This is a genomic window from Monashia sp. HAY1-5C (assembly GCF_056755255.1).
Map to the genome: position 1 here is coordinate 1 of NZ_JBPGXG010000096.1, position 18,138 is coordinate 18,138.

At 70.7% G+C, this 18,138-nt stretch carries 22 protein-coding genes; 8 read left to right on the top strand and 14 right to left on the bottom strand.

Annotated features, from left to right (window positions below):
* The 3 genes from pruA to ACR9ZK_RS14655 form a co-directional block, all read left to right on the top strand.
* The coding region (gene pruA, locus ACR9ZK_RS14645; RefSeq protein ID WP_481342675.1) for an L-glutamate gamma-semialdehyde dehydrogenase at positions 1-1,424 on the top strand (1,424 nt) is incomplete at its 5' end.
* Positions 1,425-1,429: 5 nt separating this feature from the next.
* Positions 1,430-2,782 carry an NAD-binding protein gene (locus ACR9ZK_RS14650; protein WP_481342696.1) on the top strand — a complete coding sequence of 451 codons (1,353 nt, stop codon included), beginning with the start codon at positions 1,430-1,432 and terminating at the stop codon, positions 2,780-2,782.
* 60 nt (positions 2,783-2,842) lie between these two features.
* Entirely contained in the window at positions 2,843-3,718 is an 876-nt protein-coding gene (locus ACR9ZK_RS14655; protein WP_481342676.1) for an endonuclease/exonuclease/phosphatase family protein, read from the top strand.
* A 75-nt stretch (positions 3,719-3,793) separates the two neighbouring features.
* Here ACR9ZK_RS14655 and ACR9ZK_RS14660 read toward each other — a convergent pair whose 3' ends face one another.
* Together ACR9ZK_RS14660 and ACR9ZK_RS14665 are read right to left on the bottom strand one after the other, a co-directional pair.
* On the bottom strand, positions 3,794-5,008 hold the full coding sequence (locus ACR9ZK_RS14660) for a thiolase family protein (RefSeq protein ID WP_481342677.1): 1,215 nt from the start codon (positions 5,006-5,008) through the stop codon (positions 3,794-3,796).
* 175 nt (positions 5,009-5,183) lie between these two features.
* Positions 5,184-5,432 (bottom strand): hypothetical protein, encoded by a 249-nt coding sequence (locus tag ACR9ZK_RS14665; RefSeq protein ID WP_481342678.1) that lies wholly within the window; start codon positions 5,430-5,432, stop codon positions 5,184-5,186.
* A gap of 590 nt (positions 5,433-6,022) precedes the next feature.
* Between ACR9ZK_RS14665 and ACR9ZK_RS14670 the strand changes: the two genes are divergently transcribed.
* Both ACR9ZK_RS14670 and ACR9ZK_RS14675 read left to right on the top strand, forming a co-directional pair.
* Positions 6,023-6,214, top strand: a complete 192-nt coding sequence (locus ACR9ZK_RS14670; RefSeq protein WP_481342679.1) for a hypothetical protein — start codon at positions 6,023-6,025, stop codon at positions 6,212-6,214.
* Positions 6,215-6,223: 9 nt separating this feature from the next.
* Positions 6,224-6,511 carry a hypothetical protein gene (locus ACR9ZK_RS14675; RefSeq protein ID WP_481342680.1) on the top strand — a complete coding sequence of 96 codons (288 nt, stop codon included), beginning with the start codon at positions 6,224-6,226 and terminating at the stop codon, positions 6,509-6,511.
* Positions 6,512-6,588: 77 nt separating this feature from the next.
* Here the strand turns inward: ACR9ZK_RS14675 and ACR9ZK_RS14680 are convergent, their stop codons facing one another.
* From ACR9ZK_RS14680 to ACR9ZK_RS14690, 3 genes are all read right to left on the bottom strand, one after another.
* Positions 6,589-7,071 carry a hypothetical protein gene (locus tag ACR9ZK_RS14680; RefSeq protein WP_481342681.1) on the bottom strand — a complete coding sequence of 161 codons (483 nt, stop codon included), beginning with the start codon at positions 7,069-7,071 and terminating at the stop codon, positions 6,589-6,591.
* Positions 7,068-8,864, bottom strand: coding sequence for a glycoside hydrolase family 15 protein (locus ACR9ZK_RS14685; protein WP_481342682.1), 1,797 nt, complete (start codon positions 8,862-8,864; stop codon positions 7,068-7,070). The genes ACR9ZK_RS14680 and ACR9ZK_RS14685 overlap by 4 nt, the downstream gene beginning before the upstream one ends.
* Positions 8,865-9,018: 154 nt before the next feature.
* A complete protein-coding gene (locus tag ACR9ZK_RS14690) occupies positions 9,019-9,606 on the bottom strand; it encodes a helix-turn-helix domain-containing protein (RefSeq protein ID WP_481342683.1) in 588 nt (195 codons plus the stop codon).
* A 132-nt stretch (positions 9,607-9,738) separates the two neighbouring features.
* Between ACR9ZK_RS14690 and ACR9ZK_RS14695 the strand changes: the two genes are divergently transcribed.
* The gene (locus ACR9ZK_RS14695; RefSeq protein ID WP_481342684.1) at positions 9,739-10,104 is read left to right on the top strand and encodes a DUF488 domain-containing protein; all 366 of its coding nucleotides are present in this window, start codon (positions 9,739-9,741) and stop codon (positions 10,102-10,104) included.
* Between the two features lie 105 nt (positions 10,105-10,209).
* Here ACR9ZK_RS14695 and ACR9ZK_RS14700 read toward each other — a convergent pair whose 3' ends face one another.
* Both ACR9ZK_RS14700 and ACR9ZK_RS14705 read right to left on the bottom strand, forming a co-directional pair.
* Positions 10,210-10,614, bottom strand: a complete 405-nt coding sequence (locus ACR9ZK_RS14700) for a VOC family protein (RefSeq protein WP_481342685.1) — start codon at positions 10,612-10,614, stop codon at positions 10,210-10,212.
* Positions 10,615-10,838: 224 nt separating this feature from the next.
* Positions 10,839-12,116 (bottom strand): PucR family transcriptional regulator, encoded by a 1,278-nt coding sequence (locus ACR9ZK_RS14705; RefSeq protein ID WP_481342686.1) that lies wholly within the window; start codon positions 12,114-12,116, stop codon positions 10,839-10,841.
* 233 nt (positions 12,117-12,349) lie between these two features.
* On the opposite strand from ACR9ZK_RS14705, the gene ACR9ZK_RS14710 reads away from it, so the two are divergent.
* Both ACR9ZK_RS14710 and ACR9ZK_RS14715 read left to right on the top strand, forming a co-directional pair.
* On the top strand, positions 12,350-12,796 hold the full coding sequence (locus ACR9ZK_RS14710; protein WP_481342687.1) for a DoxX family membrane protein: 447 nt from the start codon (positions 12,350-12,352) through the stop codon (positions 12,794-12,796).
* Between the two features lie 2 nt (positions 12,797-12,798).
* Entirely contained in the window at positions 12,799-13,071 is a 273-nt protein-coding gene (locus ACR9ZK_RS14715) for a hypothetical protein (RefSeq protein ID WP_481342688.1), read from the top strand.
* A 43-nt stretch (positions 13,072-13,114) separates the two neighbouring features.
* On the opposite strand, the gene ACR9ZK_RS14720 is transcribed toward ACR9ZK_RS14715, so the two are convergent.
* From ACR9ZK_RS14720 to ACR9ZK_RS14750, 7 genes are all read right to left on the bottom strand, one after another.
* A complete protein-coding gene (locus ACR9ZK_RS14720) occupies positions 13,115-13,525 on the bottom strand; it encodes a VOC family protein (RefSeq protein ID WP_481342689.1) in 411 nt (136 codons plus the stop codon).
* Between the two features lie 40 nt (positions 13,526-13,565).
* Positions 13,566-14,018, bottom strand: a complete 453-nt coding sequence (locus tag ACR9ZK_RS14725) for a helix-turn-helix transcriptional regulator (RefSeq protein ID WP_481342690.1) — start codon at positions 14,016-14,018, stop codon at positions 13,566-13,568.
* A 44-nt stretch (positions 14,019-14,062) separates the two neighbouring features.
* Positions 14,063-14,803, bottom strand: coding sequence for a GntR family transcriptional regulator (locus tag ACR9ZK_RS14730; RefSeq protein WP_481342691.1), 741 nt, complete (start codon positions 14,801-14,803; stop codon positions 14,063-14,065).
* A gap of 66 nt (positions 14,804-14,869) precedes the next feature.
* Positions 14,870-15,283: a universal stress protein gene (locus tag ACR9ZK_RS14735; RefSeq protein ID WP_481342692.1), complete on the bottom strand. Its 414-nt coding sequence runs from the start codon at positions 15,281-15,283 to the stop codon at positions 14,870-14,872.
* A gap of 13 nt (positions 15,284-15,296) precedes the next feature.
* Positions 15,297-16,112 carry an ATP-binding cassette domain-containing protein gene (locus ACR9ZK_RS14740; protein ID WP_481342693.1) on the bottom strand — a complete coding sequence of 272 codons (816 nt, stop codon included), beginning with the start codon at positions 16,110-16,112 and terminating at the stop codon, positions 15,297-15,299.
* Position 16,113: 1 nt separating this feature from the next.
* On the bottom strand, positions 16,114-17,184 hold the full coding sequence (locus ACR9ZK_RS14745; protein WP_481342694.1) for an ABC transporter permease: 1,071 nt from the start codon (positions 17,182-17,184) through the stop codon (positions 16,114-16,116).
* Between the two features lie 73 nt (positions 17,185-17,257).
* On the bottom strand, positions 17,258-18,138 hold an 881-nt coding region (locus tag ACR9ZK_RS14750; protein ID WP_481342695.1), incomplete at its 5' end, for a substrate-binding domain-containing protein.

Below are 18,138 nucleotides of genomic sequence, written 5' to 3' on the forward strand. Positions count from 1 at the left end.
GTCTCGGCACCCTGCGCAACGCGACACAGGACGACGCCCGGGCGGCCACCGCCGCCGCTCGCGACGCGGCACCGGGATGGCGCGCCCTCGGCTTCGACGACCGGGCCGCCATCCTGCTCAAGGCCGCGGAGCTGCTCTCGGGACCGTGGCGCGACACGCTCAACGCCGCGACGATGCTGGGGCAGAGCAAGACCGCCCACCAGGCCGAGATCGACTCGGCGTGCGAGCTCATCGACTTCTGGCGGTTCAACGTCGCCTTCGCCCGGCAGATCCTGGCTGAGCAGCCGGCAGCCAACGCGCCCGGGGTGTGGAACCGGCTCGACCACCGCCCGCTCGAGGGTTTCGTCTACGCCGTCACGCCGTTCAACTTCACCGCGATCGCGGGCAACCTGCCGACCGCTCCGGCCCTCATGGGCAACACCGTGGTCTGGAAGCCCGCGCCGACGCAGCAGCTCGCCGCGCACTACACGATGCGGCTCCTGGAGGAGGCGGGCCTGCCGCCGGGCGTCATCAACATGCTCCCGGGCGACGGCATCGCCGTCTCCGAGGTGACGCTGGCCGACCCGGCCCTCGCCGGCATCCACTTCACCGGGTCCACCCCGACCTTCCAGGGCCTGTGGCGGAGCGTGGGTGAGAACATCGCCCGCTACGACACGTACCCGCGCCTCGTCGGCGAGACCGGAGGCAAGGACTTCGTGCTGGCACACCCGTCGGCGGACCCGGCCGTGGTGCGAACCGCACTGCTGCGTGGCGCCTTCGAGTACCAGGGGCAGAAGTGCTCCGCGGCCTCGCGGGCCTACGTGGCCAGGAGTGTCTGGGAACTGGTGCGCGACGAGCTCGTGGCGCAGACCGAGGCCCTGGCAGTGGGCGACGTCACCGACCTCCGCAACTTCATGGGTGCCGTGATCGACGAGCGCGCCTTCGCCAAGCACCGCGCGGCGATCGACCGCGCGCACGCCGACCCGACGATCACCGTGGTCGCCGGTGGCACCTACGACGACTCCGTCGGCTACTTCGTGCGGCCCACGATCCTCGAGTGCACCGACCCGGACGACGAGATCTTCAGCACGGAGTACTTCGGTCCGATCCTGGCGGTGTACGTCTACGACGACTCCGACTTCGAGCGGGTCGTCGACCAGATGGAGTCGGCGTCCCAGTACGGACTGACCGGAGCCGTCATCGCCCAGGACCGCACGGCAGTCGCCTACGCCACCAAGGCACTTCGGTTCGCGGCCGGCAACTTCTACGTCAACGACAAGCCCACCGGGGCCGTCGTCGGCCAGCAGCCGTTCGGCGGGGCCCGCGGCTCCGGCACCAACGACAAGGCCGGCGCGGCGCAGAACCTCATGCGCTGGACGTCCACCCGCGTCATCAAGGAGACGTTCGTCCCGGCGACGGACCACCGCTACCCCCACATGAGGTGACCTCGATGGACGGGTGCCACGCGGGTCGGCCGTACCTCGTCATCGGCGACACCCACGTGGCACGTCGGGTGTGCGCGTCACTGACCCAGCGTGGGTTCGAGGTGCTGCACCTCCTCGCCCCCGGCGACGAGGACCTCCGCGGCGCCATGTCGTGGCGGCCCGCGGGCGTGGCCGTGCTCCTGCACGACGACGTCGCGGCGCTTCGGTACGCGTTGGCGACCGCCCACATCGAGCCGGCGGCCGAGCTCGTCGTCACGATCTTCGACCAGACCGTGGCCGAGCAGCTGGTGCGGCTCCTGCCGCACTGCCACGTGACGTCGCCGGCCCGCCTGGCGGCTTCCTCGCTCGTGGCTCCCTGTCTCGCGCCGGACGCGCTCGCGATCCGCCGCTCGGCCGAGGGGGCGACGGCAGTCCGACGGACCAGCGAGGCCCTCACCGAGACGCCGTGGGCACTGGGTCGACGGGCCCGTTGGCACGCTCGGGCGGGCCGCGTGGCTGGGCAGCTTCGCCCGCACGACACGGGCAGCCGCATCCTGTTCGCCGGGTCCGCCGGCCTGCTCGCCGTCCTGCTCGGCGACTGGGCCTGGCTGACGCTCGTGGCCGGACACGCGTCCGCGGAGGCGTTCCACGAGGCCGCGCGGGTCGTGGCCACCGTGGGTCCTGCGTCGGCGGAGGGCGAGCCGGCGCGCTACCTGCTCGTGTCGGCCCTCGCCATGCTCGTGACCGTCGTCCTCACGGCGACCTTCACCGCGGGCCTCGTCGACCGGCTCCTCGGACCGCGCCTCGTGGGCCTGGTCGGCGCCCGTGCGCTGCCGCGGTCCGGCCACGTGGTCGTCGTCGGCCTGGGGCAGGTTGGCCTCCGGCTGTGCCAGGAGCTGCAACGCCTCGGTGTGGCCGTGGTCGGCGTCGAACGGGACCCGCAGGCCCCCAACCTGCGGCTCGCCCGCACCCTCGGGGTGCCCGTCGTGATGGCGCACGGCGGTGACCGGGCGGTGCTCGAACGGCTGCGGCTGCATCGGGCTGCGGCGTTGGCGGCCGTGGGCTCCGACGACCTCGACAACATCGCCGTCGCCGTGGCAGCGCACGCGGTGGCCCCAGGCACGCGCGTCGTGCTCCGAGCCGGTGAGCACGAGGCGATCGCGGAGACCCGGTCGCTGCTACCGCTCGGCACGACCCGCGACGTCACGGGGCTGAGCGCGACGTACCTGGTGGCGCGACTGCTCGGCGTCAGGGTCTGCGCGGTCGTCGGCGGGCCGGACGAGGAGTACCTCGCCGTGCCGGGCGAGGGCTTCGTCCGCTGGCCGGCCTCGCCGCGTGAGCGGTGCTGGCACGTGGACCGGCTCGTCAGGACAGCCTGAGGGGCACCGGCTCCCCGCGTCGATTGCACACCGCCCGGATGCCAGGTTGGATCGATGGGTATGCGGGTTCGAGACGTCCGCCGGCCCCACCGGGCCGCCGTCGCGTGCCTCCTGGCCTTCTCGGTGGGCGCTGCCGCGGGCTGCAGCGCCGGTCGCGCGGCGAGCGAGCGCCCGAGCCTGAGCCGGCCGTCGACCGGCCCGGGCGGGACGGCGGTGCGCGTGCTGCAGGTGAACCTGTGCAACAGCGGGCGCGCTGCCTGCTATGCCGGCGGGCGTGCCGTCGGCCGGGCGGTGGCACTGGTGCACCAGCATCGGCCGGACATGCTCAGCCTCAACGAGGTCTGCCGCGATGACGTGAGGGTCCTCGAGCAGGCGCTGTCGGCCGCCTTCCCCGCCGCCGAGGTCGCCGTGGCCTTCGCCGCCGCGAAGGACCGCCCCAGCCGGGCCCCGGTCCGGTGCCAGAACGGCCAGGAGTTCGGCGACGCGGTCATCGTCGTCGTCTCGTCAGCCGCAGCCGGCCTCCGCCGCCACAGCGGGGTGTACCCCATGCAGGACCTCGACGACCCGGAGGAACGCGTCTGGGTGTGCATCGACGTGGCCACCCGGTTCTCCGCGTGCACCACGCACACGGCGAGCACCAGCACCGCCGTCGCGCTCGACCAGTGCCGGTACCTGCTGACCTCGGTGGTGCCGAGCATCACGCGCGGTGACGGCGACGACCCGGTCGTCCTCGGTGCGGATCTCAACCTCGCGGCACGCGGTTCGCCCAGCCCACAGTCGTGCCTCCCCAGCGGCTACCAGCGCGTCGACGACGGCGTGGTGCAGAACGTCGTGGTCAGCCCTGGTGCCGGTGTGCGATCGCACGTGGTGGTCGACATGCAGGGCACCACGGACCACCCCGCCCTCCTCGTCGACGTCGTGCTGCCCCGCCCCTGAGCGCAGCGGGGTCCGCCCTGGCTCGCGACTGCCCCACACCGCGGGTGTCCGGGCGCTTCCCCGCATGCTGGGTCGTCACGACGTGACGCCCGAGCTGACGTTCTCGAGCACGACCGCGAGGCCCTGCCCGACGCCGATGCAGATGCACGCCACGCCCCACCGTCCACCGGTGCGCTGGAGGTCCCGGGCCAGGGTGCCGAGGATGCGACCGCCCGACGCCCCGAGCGGGTGGCCGATGGCGATGGCGCCGCCGTGCCGGTTGACGAGCTCCGGGTCGACCGGCCAGGCGTCGAGGCACGCGAGCGACTGCGCGGCAAAGGCCTCGTTGAGCTCGACGGCGGAGACGTCGTCCCACCCGATGCCGGCGCGCGCGAGGGCCGCCTCGGCCGCCTCGACGGGCGCGTAGCCGAAGTACTGGGGCTCGAGGGCGCTCGCACCGCGCCCGGCGACGCGGGCCAGCGGGTCGAGGCCGATCTCGTCGCGGGCGCCCTCGCTACCGAGCAGCACCGCCGACGCGCCGTCGTTGAGCGGCGACGCGTTGCCGGCGGTGACCGTGCCACCCTCCGTGCGGAACGACGGGCGCAGCCCGGCGAGGCGTTCCTGCGTGGTGTCGGGGCGGATCGACTCGTCCCGGGTGAGCTCGACGCCGGGCACGGGCACGACGAGGTCGTCGTACCACCCGTCGGCCCACGCCCGGTCGGCCAGGTGGTGCGACCGGGCGGCGAAGGCGTCCTGCCGCTCGCGCGTGATGCCGTACTTCTCCCGCAGCTGCTCGGTGGCCTCGCCGAGGGACACCGTCCATTCCGACGGCATGGCGGGGTTGACCAGCCGCCAACCCAGAGTGGTCGAGGAAAGGGCCAGATCGACTGCGGGATAGGGCTTCTCGGTCTTGGGCAGGACCCACGGGGCGCGGCTCATCGACTCCACCCCGCCGCTGATCACGATGTCGGCGTCTCCGGTCTCGATCGAGCGGGAGGCGAGCATCGCCGCGTCGAGGCTCGATCCGCACAGCCGGTTGACGGTCGAGCCCGGGACGCTCGTCGGCAGCCCGGCCAGGAGCGTGGCCATGCGCGCGACGTTGCGGTTCTCCTCACCGGCGCCGTTGGCGTTGCCGAGGACGACCTCGTCGACCTGCTCGCCGAAGCCGCCGTCGGCGAGGCCCGGTGCCCGTCTGACGAGCTGCTCGACGACGTGGGCGGCGAGGTCGTCGGGCCGGGTTCCGGCCAGCAGCCCACCCAGGCGGCCGAACGGGGTGCGGACGGCGTCGTAGACGAATGCGGCGGTGGTCATCACCGGTCTCCTGCTCCTGGATCTCCTGGACCGCGATCGCGGCGGTGTCCATGGTGGGTCGATGGTCGTGTCGATGGTGGGTCGATGGTGGTGTCGTTGGTGCTGCCCGTCGAGCCTCTCACCCATGGCCACCTCCCCGTTCCGCCCCCGGACGGTAGTGGTGCCTCAATCGACCTCACCAGTTCGCGGGAGGGTCACTCGCCGGGAACGACTGCACACCCCACTCGTCGACGATGTCCCACGGGCCCAGGTCGGGGCCGATGCCGACCCCGGCCGTCGTCGGCTCCGCGGCCCGCGGCCACCGGCAGGAACGCGCCACCCCGACGGACGGCACGGGCAGGCGGCGGGCGTCCCTGTCGAGAGCAAGCCGGCCGATGATGAAGGACGGTGCCGACTCGGGACCTCGGTGGCGGGCTGGCGTCATGGTGGCTCCTTTGACGAAGGGGCGGAGGCGTCGGTCCCCGAGAGGACGGCCTCGGTCATCTCAGGCTCGCCCGCCGTCGCGTGAGCCGGTAGGGCCACACCCGGACACGTTCTGGCCTCGTCGTTGCGCACCGCGGGAAACCGGTGGGGCCGCGGCGGCCTCGGCCGAGCCGGCTCCTTTGCCGACCGTCGGCAAGGCAGAAACCCCAGGCCTGCCGCCACCCGGCCTGTGCGCCGCCCTCCGGCAGCCATACGTTCGAGGCAGGCCAGTACAGAACTCCCCGCCGCACCAAGGAGGCGAACATGCCCCTCGCCAGGGATGAGACAGGAGCTCCGGAGGACCCTCGCGACCGTCCGAGGGTGCTGTCGACGCCGCCCCGCGACGGTGTGGAGCCGGTCACCAGTCTTGTTCGCATCGGGACCGGGGACCAGCGGGCCCGGCGGCGGTCCGGCCTGGCACCTGTGGTCAGTGTGGTGGACCCAGGGCCCGCAAGCGCCCGGCGCGTCCGAACCTGCCGTGGCCGATGCGGTTTCGGCGGCCTGACCGAGTGGCATCACCACCGGCTCCTCACCGTACTCAGTGACCCCGACGTGCTTCTGGACCTCTTCGACCTCGCCGTGACCTGGGCCGAGCTCGACTACTCGAGCAGGACGGTCATCCCTCCGCATCAGTGGATGAGCTTCCACGACAGTCACCAGTGGTCCGACCCGCGGCGTGCCGAGCGCATCTTCAGCATCGCGACCGACGTTGCGATGACGGCGACGCGTGCGGCCGGCGGTTGACCCTCCCTGATGACGAACCACCTACGGGTCGACCCCCTGGGCGGCCACGACTACCTGGTCCACGTCCGCGAGGGCGAGGAACTGGTCGAGATCCTGATCCAGGCGAGCCCCGACGTCGTCGAGCGGCTACAGCCAGAGCCGGACGGCGCCGCCGAGGCCCGCATCGTGGAGGCCACCGCAGCCTTTCTCATCGAGCGCCAGCTTGCCGTCGACCTGCCGCAGGCGCTGGACCTCGACGACGTCGCCGCCGCGTATGACAACTTCCTCGACGAGCTCGGACGGCGTCTGGCCCCGTGAGCCTGCCTCCGGGCAGTGGGGCGCCGCGCGATCGGACCGGTGGCCGCCGTGCCGGATCCGCATCGCCTGGGGAACCGTCAACGGGCCAGGCCGAGAAAGACCGCGATGATTGTGCCGTAGGCGACGTGTGCGCACAGGCTGACGAGGGGGGTTCGCACGCCGTAGTTGCGGGCCATGAAACCAGGTGGCTCCAGCAGCGAGACCGTGCCCGCGTCGGAAGACGTCGTTCCCATGCGGGGATGCACCAGCGGCAGAAGGACGTTGACGAGAACCGTGCCGGCGAACAGCCCATGCCCGAGCCCGAACGCAGCGCCGAGCCACCAGTCGGACCGGCCGAGGGCGAGGAAGAGCACGTAGTAGCCCAGGGCGAACAGCTGTCCCATGACGAAGTGGGCCAGGTACCCGAGCGCCTTGGCTCGTGTCCTGTCCACCGTGATCGCGGTACCGAGCAGGAACGGCAGGTCCATCCGGGTCAGGTGGAACTCGCTGGCCGTGCGTAGCACGGTGGTCAGCACCAGGGTCCCGGCGAAACCGCCGGCGAGCGCCGCCCAGACGCTCATCGGGGCTTCTCCCCTGCGATCGTCAGAGCTGCGCTGATGAGCGACAGGTGGCTCAGTGCCTGCGGCAGGTTGCCGAGGAAATCTCCGGTCGCGGGGTCGATCTCCTCGGCGTACAGGCCGACGTCGTTGGCCAGCTCCACGAGCTCGTCCATCAACCCGGTCGCCTCGGAGGTGCTCCCGGTGCGCGCCAGGGCCTCGGCAAGCCAGAAGGAGCAGCTGACGAAGGCGCCCTCCCCTCCGACGAGCCCGTCGTCGCCGCTGTAGCGGCGCACGTAGCAGCCATGGCCCAGGTCGCGACGAACGGCGGTCACGGTATCCGCCCAGCGCGCGGACCGCGCGTCACCGTAGCCCGACAGGAGACCCAGCAGCACACTCGCGTCGAGCTCGTCGCCGCCGGCCCATCGGACGTAGCTCTTCCGCTCCCTCGAGTAGCACTCGCCTTCGATGAAGTCTGCTACGGCGACGGCCTGTTCGTCCCACTGGGCCCGGTGACGCGATGGGATCAGACCGTGCTCGGCCAGGCGTGCGGCCCGGTCCAGCGCAACCCAGCACATCATCTTCGAGTGGGTGAAGTGCGCCGGCTCGCTGCGCACCTCCCAGATCCCCGCGTCCGGGGAGCGCCAGAGCCGGCAGACCAGGTCCGCGGTCTGGGCAAGGCGCCAACCGATGTCGGCGTCCACCCGATGGCCGGCCTCGGCGTAGAGCCACGCCGTGTGGAGGAGCTCGCCATAGGTGTCCAGCTGGAGCTGGGCAGCCGCCGCGTTGCCCACCCGGACCGGCCGCGACCCGCGGTAGCCGGGCAGCGGCAGCGTCTGCTCGCGGGCGCGGGCCCCGCCGTCGAGCCGGTACAGCGGCTGCAGCCGTGGGCGGGTCAGCTGTGAGGCGTGCATGAGCCACCAGAAGTACGCCTGCGCCTCGGGGGTGCAGCCCAGGCGGAGCAGCGCGTCGAGGGTGAAGGCGGCGTCGCGGACCCAGCAGAACCGGTAGTCCCAGTTCCGCACTCCGCCGATGTCCTCGGGCAGCGACGTCGTCGCGGCGGCGGCCAGGGCCCCCGACGGGGCGTGCACCAGCAGCTTGAGCGCGAGCGCGCTCCGGACCACCGGCTCGTGCCACGGGCCTTCATAGCGCCCGGCACCTTGCCACCTCCGCCACGTGGCCAAGGTCGTGGCGTAGCGGTCATCGAGCTCGTCGCGACCGGGAAAGACCAGCGGTTCCTGATGGGCTGCGCACAGCGCTATCACCGACGCCGACCCGGGACGGGTCTCGAACGTGCCGCCGACCCAGTCACTGCCCAGCTCGGGGACGCCGGCATCGAACGCGCAGACGGCCACGGCATCGGCGCCGGAGGAGAACACCGGCACGTCGTACCGCCTGGCCAGCCGCGTGTGCCGCTGGCCGTCGCCGAACCGCGGCCTGACCCGCCAGCTCATCGTGACCTGCCCCGCGACCCCCTCGACCCGGCGCTGCACCTCGCGCAGGGGACACAAGCCCGCGCCGCCGTCGAGGCTCATCGAGTCCGAGAGCGTGACGACCCCGGTCGTCGTGGTGAACGTGGTCTCCAGCACGTTCGTGCCCGGCAGGTACCGACGGGAGACCTCACCTGCGACGGTGGGGGCCAGCGTGAAGGAACCGCCCTGTTCCGCATCGAGGAGGGCGGCGAACATGCTCGACGAGTCCAGGTTCGGCACGGCGAGCCAGTCCATCGTGCCGTCCCGGGCCACGAGCGCCACCGTGCGGCCGTCCCCGATGGCCGCGTAGGAGCGCAGGGGCGCATAGCCGTCGACTCGGATCATGAATGTCCACCTTGACGCGATGTTGCCGTCCTGCACAGCCTACGAGCATCTCGTCGTGGGGAGATGCCTTCGGCCACATCTAGTATCAGAACCAAAACGGTTCCTATAGTGAACCTCGACGTGGAGGCTCCACGGCTGTGCAGGCGAACGCCGGTCACCTCGGCGGGGGAACCCGCAGCGAGATCCACACAGCCTTGGCGGGCCGTGCCGAGGTGTTGCGCCAGCGGTGTGGATGCTCCGTCCGCAGATGCAGGGAGTCTCCCCGCCGGAGCCGGTAGGTGGCGTCGACCTCGAACTCCATGGAGCCGCTGACCAGGTACACGAGCTCCTCGCCCGGCTGCACCAGGGGCGCCCTTCCGCTGTCGCGACCCGGAGGGATCGTCACGATCGACGCCGAGAGCGCGAAACGGCCGAGCGGCCCGGCGAGGTTCTGCCTCGTCAGGCCGCCTCGCGAGGGGAGCAGGGTGGCGCGGTCGTTGGCGCGCACGAGCACGACGGGCGATGCTTCGTCACGGTCCTCCTCCACGAAGTAGCCCACCGAGCGACCGAGGGCCTGCGCCAGCCGCATCAGGGTGGTGACGGTCGGGACCATGGCGTTCCGTTCGATCTTGTGGATCGCCGCCGCGGAGACGCCGGAGCGCTCCGCCAGCTGCTGCAGGGAGAGGCCCGCGCCCTGGCGCAGGAGATGAACCTTCGCCCCGATCCCCGCGATGATCTCGTCCAAGGGTCCCTGGCTCCTCACGTCGGCTCCTGGCCCGCCGGTCTGCCCGAGTAGGATAGAGGATGATCCGTCCATCATCATGGAGGCAGACCGTCGGTCACCACACGGCGGCGACACGGACTCGCCTCCGACTCGCTCCAGGAGGACAGCCGGATGGCGAAGGCACCGACCGTCAGGGCGGCGCGAGTCTACGACCCCCCCGCTCCGACCGATGGCACTCGCGTCCTCGTGGACCGGGTGTGGCCGCGCGGGATGCGCAGGGAGGATGCGCACATCGAGCACTGGTGCAAAGAGGTCGCACCCTCGACCGAGCTGCGCACGTGGTACGCACATGACCCGGCGCTGTACGCGGAGTTCGCACGCCGCTATCGCTCCGAGCTCGACGATCCCTTGCGGGCCGCAGCGCTGCGGCAGCTCCGGGTGCTCGCCGAGGCGGGCCCCCTGACTCTCCTCACGGCGACCAAGGCGGTCGAGATCAGTCAGGCCGCTGTCCTCGCTGACGTCCTACGAGGGCCGTGACCGTCCGACCGGACCGCGGGCACGACCGGGCACCGTGCTGCCCGCACGCGTGCCTCTATCACGGGGCGCGGGCGGGTCAGCCCGGTTGACGTCCGGCCACGCATCTCAGGTGTTGTAGAGGCGAGGGGCGATGATGTGCCGCGGCAGCACCGTGGGAGCCGGGTGGGCAACCACCACGTTGATGCCGTCGGGATCGCGGCCGCACACGAACGTCACTCCCCCGCTGGTGTACCGGTCCGGGCCGGCGCCGTGCTCGCCCAGGACGCGCTCCACGGTGTCGAGTGCCTCAGCACTGTCCGTGGACCACATCAGACACTGCAGGCCGATGTGTCCCGAAGGGTGCTGCGCCCTGGACCCCTTTGCGACGAGGTACATCTGGAAGCCGTCCGGGCTGACCAGCAGAGCGGCCCCCGGATCCCGGACCGCCTCCCGGCAGGCGAACACCTCGCCGTAGAAGGCGACCGACCGGTCCAGCTGCGCCACGAAGATGACCGACGACACCAGTCGCACAAGCGGATCCACTGCTCTCCTCTTGGCTCCTCGACCTGGGTTTCCCTGTGCCTCTCACCAGGTTCGCACTGGGCGGGAGGGCCGGCAGCGTCAGCGGCCGGTCGACTTCGGAGCCGTTCGTTGCCCCCGAGCGGCAACGTCGCGCTCTCGGCGAACCCCCGACACACGGTGAGGGTCGATGGTCCCGGAGCGCGGCCCGCGGCCAGGGCGCGATGCAGCCTCGGTCAGTCGGAGCCCAGCGCAGCACCTGGGCCGGGCAGCTCGTGTTCCGGCCATCCCAACAGCTTCGCGCCGAGCACCGCAGCGTGGAGGATGAACCGGTGCGAGGGCTCCACGGGGTCGTGCGCGGTCAAGGCCCTGACACGGTCCAGCCGGTAGGTGACGGCTCGAACGGACAGGTGCAGCCGCAGCGCCGTCGCGGTGTTGACCCCGCCGCACTCGAAGTACGCCTCCAGGGTGTCGAGAAGTGGCCGGGCGCCACCGCGTGCCTCGCGCAGCGGGCCCAGGACCGAATGGACGAGGTCGACGATCGCGGGCTGGTCGCGGAACAGGACCCGGTAGATGAGGAGATCCTGTCCTTCCACCACCGGGCTCTTCAGCTGCATGCGGGTTGCGGTGTTGAGTCCCTCCCTCGCCTCCTCGTAGGAGCGCGCGATCCCGTACGCGCCGGGGTGCGCCCGCCCCACGGCTACCCGCCACGTCCCTCCACGACGTTGGCGGCTGAGCTCGCTGTGGATGAGCCCGCCGAGGGTTGCCGGCGGCCTGGCGCGGCTGCTGCTTCCCGTCGATGCTCGCGCCGTGTCGCCGGGAGCGAGGACGACGACGAACCCCTCCTTCGTCGTCACGAGCACGTCCCGATCCCCGACCCGGTCCAGGAGGACGCGTTCCAACGAACGGGTCGCGGCCTCGATCGACGCGAACCGCTGCTCGGGTCGCGCCAGGGCGACCTGGTGCGCGCGGGTCAGGTCCAGCCCGAAAGGCTCCGCGCGCTCCACCAGCTCGCCCAGGTGGGCGTCACCGCGAAGCAGGTCCTCGATGAGCTCTCGCCGAAGCGTCTCCTCCCACCGGACCATCTCGCGACCGGCTTCGGCATGTCCCTCGGCGAAGGTGGCAACGGCTTCCTCCATGACCAGCAGCAGAGCCTCGGCCGCCGACCGGACTGCTGCGCTGTCCCGTTCGCGGATCACCGCCGGCAGCTCGAGCCACACCCGCCGCGCCGCGGAGAGATACAGGTCAGCGCCCCTCCGCGTGGAGATCCCCGACTCGGCCGCACGCCGGCCCAGGAGTCGCACCGCCTCCAGGTCGCCGGGAGCGGGGCGTTGTCCGAACGTGGCCGCATCGGCGAGCATCGGCAGGTAGTCACCGAGGAACTCCTCCGGCACGTCGCCGGCGTCGCGGCTGGCACCCTTCGCCACATCCTTCAGCCACTCGTCGTCGTGCGCCTCGGGAGGCACGCCCTTCCGAGCCGATCGGCCGGCAGCGGAGTCGCCGATGTCTGCCATGCACGTCCGTTCGCTCGACCGATGGGGCCCCACCAGTAGACGCCCGGTTGCCGGGCACCGGCAACCGGCTGCCGGCCGAGCAAGGCCAGCGGCATGTTGCTGGGGACCGGCAGCGACAGGACGCGTTCTTGGCCGGTCATCGACGCTGGCAGGCCGACCGCTGTGGGGCATCGTGGCAAGCACCCTGACGCGTCCTTCTCCGCCAACCCACTCCGAGTAGAGAGGTGCTGACGATGGCTACCATCCCCCGGCCCGAGGACGTCGCGAGCCCCGCGCGGCACGGAGCCGCGACGTCCCGGCAGGCGTTCCTCCTCTTGCGCACCGTCTTCACGGTGGCCCCGATCATCTTCGGCCTGGACAAGTTCACCAACGTGCTCACCGACTGGCCGCAGTACCTGGCCCCGTGGATCGACGACCTGGTTCCGGGCACCGCGCAACAGGCGATGTACGCCGTCGGCGTCGTCGAGGTCATCGCCGGCGTCGCCGTGGCAGTGCTGCCGCGTTACGGCGCGCTGCTGGTAGCCGCCTGGCTGGCCGGCATCATCGCCAACCTGGTGTCGATCGCCGACTACTACGACGTCGCGCTGCGCGACGTCGGCCTCCTCGTCGGTGCACTGGCCCTGTCACGTCTCGCGGCAGAGCACTCACCGCGCACCATCCGAAGCATGGTCAGGCGATGACGATGTCGCCTGCACGCATCGCAGAGGGCTCGCACGAAGGGGTCGGTGTCGACCCTTCGGCCCTGAGGAACCTCTCGATCCGAGAGCTCGTGCACCAGCTGGCCGCGATCGAGGACGCCCTGCGCGACGCTCAGCCACGGGTCACCGAGGGCGCGACCAGACCCGCCCCGGACCGACATCCGGTCCTGCTCCGGCAGAGGGCGCTGGTCCGCGAGCTCCGTCTGCGCCGGCTCGCGCTGCGCCGACGTGCCGGATCCGCTGACCGCGGTGTCTAGCGGCCGCAACGGCTGATGCACCGGAGCCGGGGCTGCTACGCGGCTAGGTTCCCTGCTGCAGGATGCGGATGGCGTTGCCGAACGGGTCGCGAACGCCCATGTCGACGCCGTAGAAGTGCTCGGTGGGTTCCTGGGTGAAGTCGGTGACGCCGCGCTCGCGGAGAGTGTCGTACATGGCGCGAGCGTCATCGGTGGTGAACACGAGCCCGCCGAGGGCGCCCTTGCTGACCAGCTCGCGCAGGCGCTCGCCCGTCTCTGCGTCATGGAGGGGCGGGCCGGGCTGCTCGAGCGAGATCTCCGTGGCGTGGTCGCCGGGAGCCCGAACGGTCAGCCAGCGGTAGTCGCCCTGTTGGACGTCACTGCCCTTCTCGAGCCCGAGCTTGTTGACGTAGAAGTCGAGCGCCTCCTCCTTGTCGAGGACATAGATGGACGCGACATTCAGCCTGCTGATCATCGTGGTCTCCTGCGCCGTTCCGGATGAGACGACCCCAATCCTAAGGAGCCGCCTCCCGGGCCGGCTTCTCCAGAACTGCTCGACCGTCCTGGCCGCCCAGGGCTGCCGAGGGACGCAGGGCGGCCAGCTGGACGCAGTGCGGCGCCACGATCGGGCCGTGCCCCCTCCGGTAGGCGCTCGGGGTCTCGCCGACGATCTCCGTGAAGGTGCGGCTGAACGTCCCGAGGCTGGCGAAACCGACCGCGAGGCAGACCTCGGTGACCGTACGGTCGGTCTCGCGGAGCAGGAACATCGAGCGCTCGACCCTGCGGCGCTGCAGGTAGCGGTGAGGCGTCTCGCCGAAGACGGAGCGGAAGCAGCGGCTGAAGTGGGCGGGCGAGATGTGCGCCAGCGCAGCGACCGTTCCCACGTCGAGAGGCTCGGCGTAGGCGCGGTCCATCGCGTCCCTGGCGCGAAGCAGGCGCCGGTTGAGGTCCTCGGTCTCGCGGCTCACCCACCAACGCTACGCGACAGGGTGCCGTCTGCCGGTCGACGCCGTCAGCGCTCGTCGAGCATGACCTCGATGGAGTAGTCCTGGGCTCGGTAGCAGTGGTCGCCGTACTCCACCGGGGAGCCGACGGCGTCGAAGGCCGTGCGCGACATCGTGAGGACGGGCTGTGAGGGAGTGAGGTTCAGGTGCTTGCGCTCCGGGCCCGTCGGCGGGCGGGCCCCGATGCGCTGGTGGGCGACGACGGGCTTGCCGCCTCGGGCGCGGAGCAGCGCGTAGAGCCCGTCACGCTCGAGGTCCTCGCGGCTGAGGTCGGAGTACGCCGGCGGCAGCCAGTTGCGCAGGATCGCGAGGGGCCTGTCGCCGTCGAGGCGCAGCCGGACGAGATGCAGCAGCGCCGTGTCGGCCGGCAGTCCCATCGCGGCCGCGGCCGCCTCGTCGCACGTCACCTCGTGGGTCAGCACCACGGTGCGGGGGTCCCCCGACCCCTCACGCCGCAGGTCGTCGTACAGGCTGGTGAGCTCGGCCCGCCGGTGGATCTGGCGCCCGGCGACGGTCGTGCCCAGCCCCCGGCGACGCAGCAGCAGCCCCTGCGAGACCAGCTCCTGGATGGCCCGCCGGACTGTCGGCCGGGACAGGCCGAGGCGGTCCGCCATGGCGAGCTCGTTCTCGAACGGGTCGCCCGGCTGCAGGTCCCCGCATGCGATGGCCGCGCTCAGCTGCTGGGCCAGCTGGTGGTAGAGCGGGACCGGCGTCTCGCGGTCGATGCGGACGTCAACGGGCTTGGTCATGGCCGCAGGGTACCGACGAGCCCGTGCCATGCACGATTGTGCTCATGTCAGCACACCCGTGTGTCCTCACCTCGGGCTCTTGACCACGAGCACCGGCACGTCGGCGTCGAGGATGAGGTTCTGGGTGACGCTCCCGAGGAACGCCTTGCCCACCGGGGAACGCCGCCGGGCGCCGATGACCAGCAGGTCCGGTCGCAGGTCGTCGACGGCACGGAGGAGGGCCGCGGACACGTGGGCGGTGTCACCTCCGCCGGCGACCAGGAGCACATCCCAGGGGATGTCGGGCAGTGCCGCGGTGGTCAGCGCCTTCTCCACCGCGTCGGAGATGCCGGCCCGGTTCGCCTCCGCGATGTCGTTGTCGAGCGACTCGACGACGTGCACGACGACGAGTCCCGTGCGACGGTACGAGGCCTGACGGGCTCCTTCCTCGAGGGCGAGCGCGCTCGAGCTGCGGGTGTGGTGGGCGACGGCGACGCTCATGACGCCACCCCGCTCACTTCTGCAGCTCGTGCGAGAGCTCGGTGAGCTCGTCGCCGCCGGCCATCTGGCGGGTCAGCTCGTCGAGGGCCACCTCGGACCGCTTCTTGTCGAGCACGGCCTGGCCGAGCTTGAGGATGACGAAGTGGTTGCCGACGAGGTAGGCGTGGTGCGGGTTGTGCGTGATGAAGACGACCCCGAGCCCGGCGTCACGGGCTGCCGCCGTGTACTTCAGGACGACGCCGGACTGCTTGACGCCGAGGGCCGCGGTGGGCTCGTCGAGGATGAGCACGCGCGCCCCGAAGTAGACCGCCCGGGCGATGGCCACACACTGCCGCTGACCGCCGGAGAGGTTGCCGATGGGCTGGTTGATGTCCTTGACGACGATCCCCATCTTGCGCAGCTCCTGGTCGGCGATCTCCTTCATCTCGCTGATCTTGAGCGGCGCGAGCGGGACGGACGACCCGGTGATCTCGGAGCCGAGGAAGAAGTTGCGCCAGACCTCCATGAGGCTGACGACGGCCAGATCCTGGTAGACGGTCGCGATGCCGTGCCCCAACGAGTCACGGGGGCTGGTGAACTGGACCTCCTTGCCGTCGACCTTCATCGTTCCCTCGTTGTGCGGGTGCAGCCCCGAGATGATCTTGATGAGCGTCGACTTGCCCGCGCCGTTGTCTCCGAGGACGCAGGTGACCTCTCCCGCGTTGACCGTCAGGTTGATGCCCTTGAGCGCCCGGATGGCACCGTAGGTCTTGCCGATGTCGATCATCTCGACGAGCGGCTCGCCCTCGTACAGCCCAGGATCGGCGTGCTCGTGAAGGGTGTCGGTCATGTCAGCCCACCTTTCGGGCGCTCGAGAGTCGCTTGACGTAGAGGTTGACCATCACCGCGAGCAGGAGCATGACGCCGAGGAAGGCCTTGAACCAGTTCGGGTCCCACCCGGCGTACACGATGCACAGGCTCGTCATGCCGAAGATGAAGGCACCGATGGCCACGCCGATGGCGTTGCCGTAGCCGCCGGTCAGGAGCGTGCCACCCACGACGGCGGCGATGATGTAGAGGAACTCGTTGCCGACGCCGTTGCCGGCCTGGAGGGTGTTGTAGTTGTACAGGTAGTGCATGCCGGCGAACCAGCCGAGGAACGCCACGGTCATGAAGAGGCCGACCTTCACCCGGGTGACGGGCACACCGACCGCACGAGCCGACGCGGCGTTGCCGCCGACGGCGAAGAACCAGTTTCCGATCCTGGTGCGCTGCAGCACGTAGGCCGAGAGTGCCACGAAGAGCAGCCACCAGATGACGGTGATGGACAGCGTCACCGAGCCGATCTGCCACTCGTGGGCGAAGATCCAGTTGAGCGAGTCGTAGCCGGCCATCTGGTTGATGTTGGGGCTGGACACGGACCCGGTGACGAGCTTGGTCACGCCGAGGTTGGCGCCCTGCAGGACGAAGAAGGTACCCAGCGTGATGAGGAAGCTGGGAATCCCGGTGCGCATGACCAGGTAGCCGTTGAGGAACCCGATCCCCAGGCAGAGCACCAGAGACAGGATCGCGCCGACCCACAGGTTGATCCCGAGCTGGTAGCAGAACATCGCGTTGAAGAGCCCAGCCGTGGTGACAAGGACGCCGGCGGAGAGGTCGAACTCGCCGCCGATCATCAGCATGCCGACCGCGACGGCAACGATGCCGATCGTCGAGGACTGGTAGAGGACGGTGAAGAAGGACGCGGGGGTGCGGAAGGCCGGCGCGACGACGAGGAAGAAGATGAAGATGACGACCGCCGCGACGAGGGCCCCGACCTCGGGTCGTGCGAGAAGCCGGTTCGACCAGCCCAGGGTGACCCGGTTGGACGCCTCGGCATGGGCCGGGGGGGAAGGGTCGGTTTTGACGGGGGTGCTACTCATGACAGCTCCAGTGCTGTTCGGCGGGGGCCGGGCTGGCCGGGCGGACCGGAGGCGCCCGGCCCCCTGGAGGCGGTTAGCGAGTGTTCTGCTTGATGAACGGGAGGACCTGGGCGATGTTCGCCTTGTCGACGAAGGACGGCCCGGTCAGCACGGCCTGGCCACCACCGAGGATGTTGCCGTTCTTCTTGAACAGGTAGAGCTGGGTGATGGCCATGTAGCCCTGCAGATAGGGCTGCTGGTCGATGAACCACTGGATCTTGCCGTCGCTGACCGCCTGGGCCGCATCAGGGTTGGTGTCGAACGTCCCGATCTTGACGTTCGCCCCCGCGGTCTGGGCCGCCTTGATCGTGTCGAGGGCCTGCGGTGCGCCGAGGGTGATGACCCAGTTGATCGACTTGTCCTGGGTCAGCTTGGCCTGGATGGCGCTGGTGACGGCGGCGTCGTCGGCGCCGTTGACCTGCAGGTTCTCCGTGTTGGGGAAGGAGTCCTTGACGCCGGCGCAGCGGTCCTCGAGGGCCACCGACCCGGTCTGCTGGATGGTGCACAGGATCTTCGTGGCGCCGTCGTCGGCGGCGCGCTTGCCCGCCTGCTGACCCGCCAGCTTCTCGTTGGAGGCGAAGTGCGTCAGTGCTCCCGCCTTCTGGAAGAAGTCGATGCCGGAGTTGAACGTGTCGACGGGGATGCCGGCCGCCTCGGCCTTCTTGATCGTCGGGATGAGCGCGTCCGGGGTGACCAGGGTCGTGGCGATGCCGTCGACCTTGGAGTCGATGGCGTTCTGGATCAGCACCGCCTGCTTGCTGGCGTCCGGGTCCGAGGAGTACTTCAGCGTGGCACCGGTGTCCTTGGCGGCCTGCTGCGCGCCGGCCTTGATGCGGTCCCAGAACGTGTCACCCGGCGTCTCGTGCGTGATCATGGCGCTGTCTCTTATACACATCTGACGCTGCCGACGACGGA

Excerpts from the sequence above, each read along its gene's own strand:
- ACR9ZK_RS14665 (WP_481342678.1), bottom strand. The coding sequence starts at position 5,432 with ATGACGCCAGCCCGCCACCGAGGTCCCGAGTCGGCACCGTCCTTCATC.
- ACR9ZK_RS14745 (WP_481342694.1), bottom strand. The coding sequence starts at position 17,184 with ATGAGTAGCACCCCCGTCAAAACCGACCCTTCCCCCCCGGCCCATGCC.
- ACR9ZK_RS14695 (WP_481342684.1), top strand. The coding sequence starts at position 9,739 with ATGGCGAAGGCACCGACCGTCAGGGCGGCGCGAGTCTACGACCCCCCC.
- ACR9ZK_RS14720 (WP_481342689.1), bottom strand. The coding sequence starts at position 13,525 with ATGATCAGCAGGCTGAATGTCGCGTCCATCTATGTCCTCGACAAGGAG.
- ACR9ZK_RS14705 (WP_481342686.1), bottom strand. The coding sequence starts at position 12,116 with ATGGCAGACATCGGCGACTCCGCTGCCGGCCGATCGGCTCGGAAGGGC.
- ACR9ZK_RS14715 (WP_481342688.1), top strand. The coding sequence starts at position 12,799 with ATGTCGCCTGCACGCATCGCAGAGGGCTCGCACGAAGGGGTCGGTGTC.
- ACR9ZK_RS14740 (WP_481342693.1), bottom strand. The coding sequence starts at position 16,112 with ATGACCGACACCCTTCACGAGCACGCCGATCCTGGGCTGTACGAGGGC.
- ACR9ZK_RS14655 (WP_481342676.1), top strand. The coding sequence starts at position 2,843 with ATGCGGGTTCGAGACGTCCGCCGGCCCCACCGGGCCGCCGTCGCGTGC.
- ACR9ZK_RS14710 (WP_481342687.1), top strand. The coding sequence starts at position 12,350 with ATGGCTACCATCCCCCGGCCCGAGGACGTCGCGAGCCCCGCGCGGCAC.
- ACR9ZK_RS14735 (WP_481342692.1), bottom strand. The coding sequence starts at position 15,283 with ATGAGCGTCGCCGTCGCCCACCACACCCGCAGCTCGAGCGCGCTCGCC.
- ACR9ZK_RS14650 (WP_481342696.1), top strand. The coding sequence starts at position 1,430 with ATGGACGGGTGCCACGCGGGTCGGCCGTACCTCGTCATCGGCGACACC.
- ACR9ZK_RS14680 (WP_481342681.1), bottom strand. The coding sequence starts at position 7,071 with ATGAGCGTCTGGGCGGCGCTCGCCGGCGGTTTCGCCGGGACCCTGGTG.
- ACR9ZK_RS14730 (WP_481342691.1), bottom strand. The coding sequence starts at position 14,803 with ATGACCAAGCCCGTTGACGTCCGCATCGACCGCGAGACGCCGGTCCCG.
- ACR9ZK_RS14675 (WP_481342680.1), top strand. The coding sequence starts at position 6,224 with ATGACGAACCACCTACGGGTCGACCCCCTGGGCGGCCACGACTACCTG.
- ACR9ZK_RS14685 (WP_481342682.1), bottom strand. The coding sequence starts at position 8,864 with ATGATCCGAGTCGACGGCTATGCGCCCCTGCGCTCCTACGCGGCCATC.
- ACR9ZK_RS14660 (WP_481342677.1), bottom strand. The coding sequence starts at position 5,008 with ATGACCACCGCCGCATTCGTCTACGACGCCGTCCGCACCCCGTTCGGC.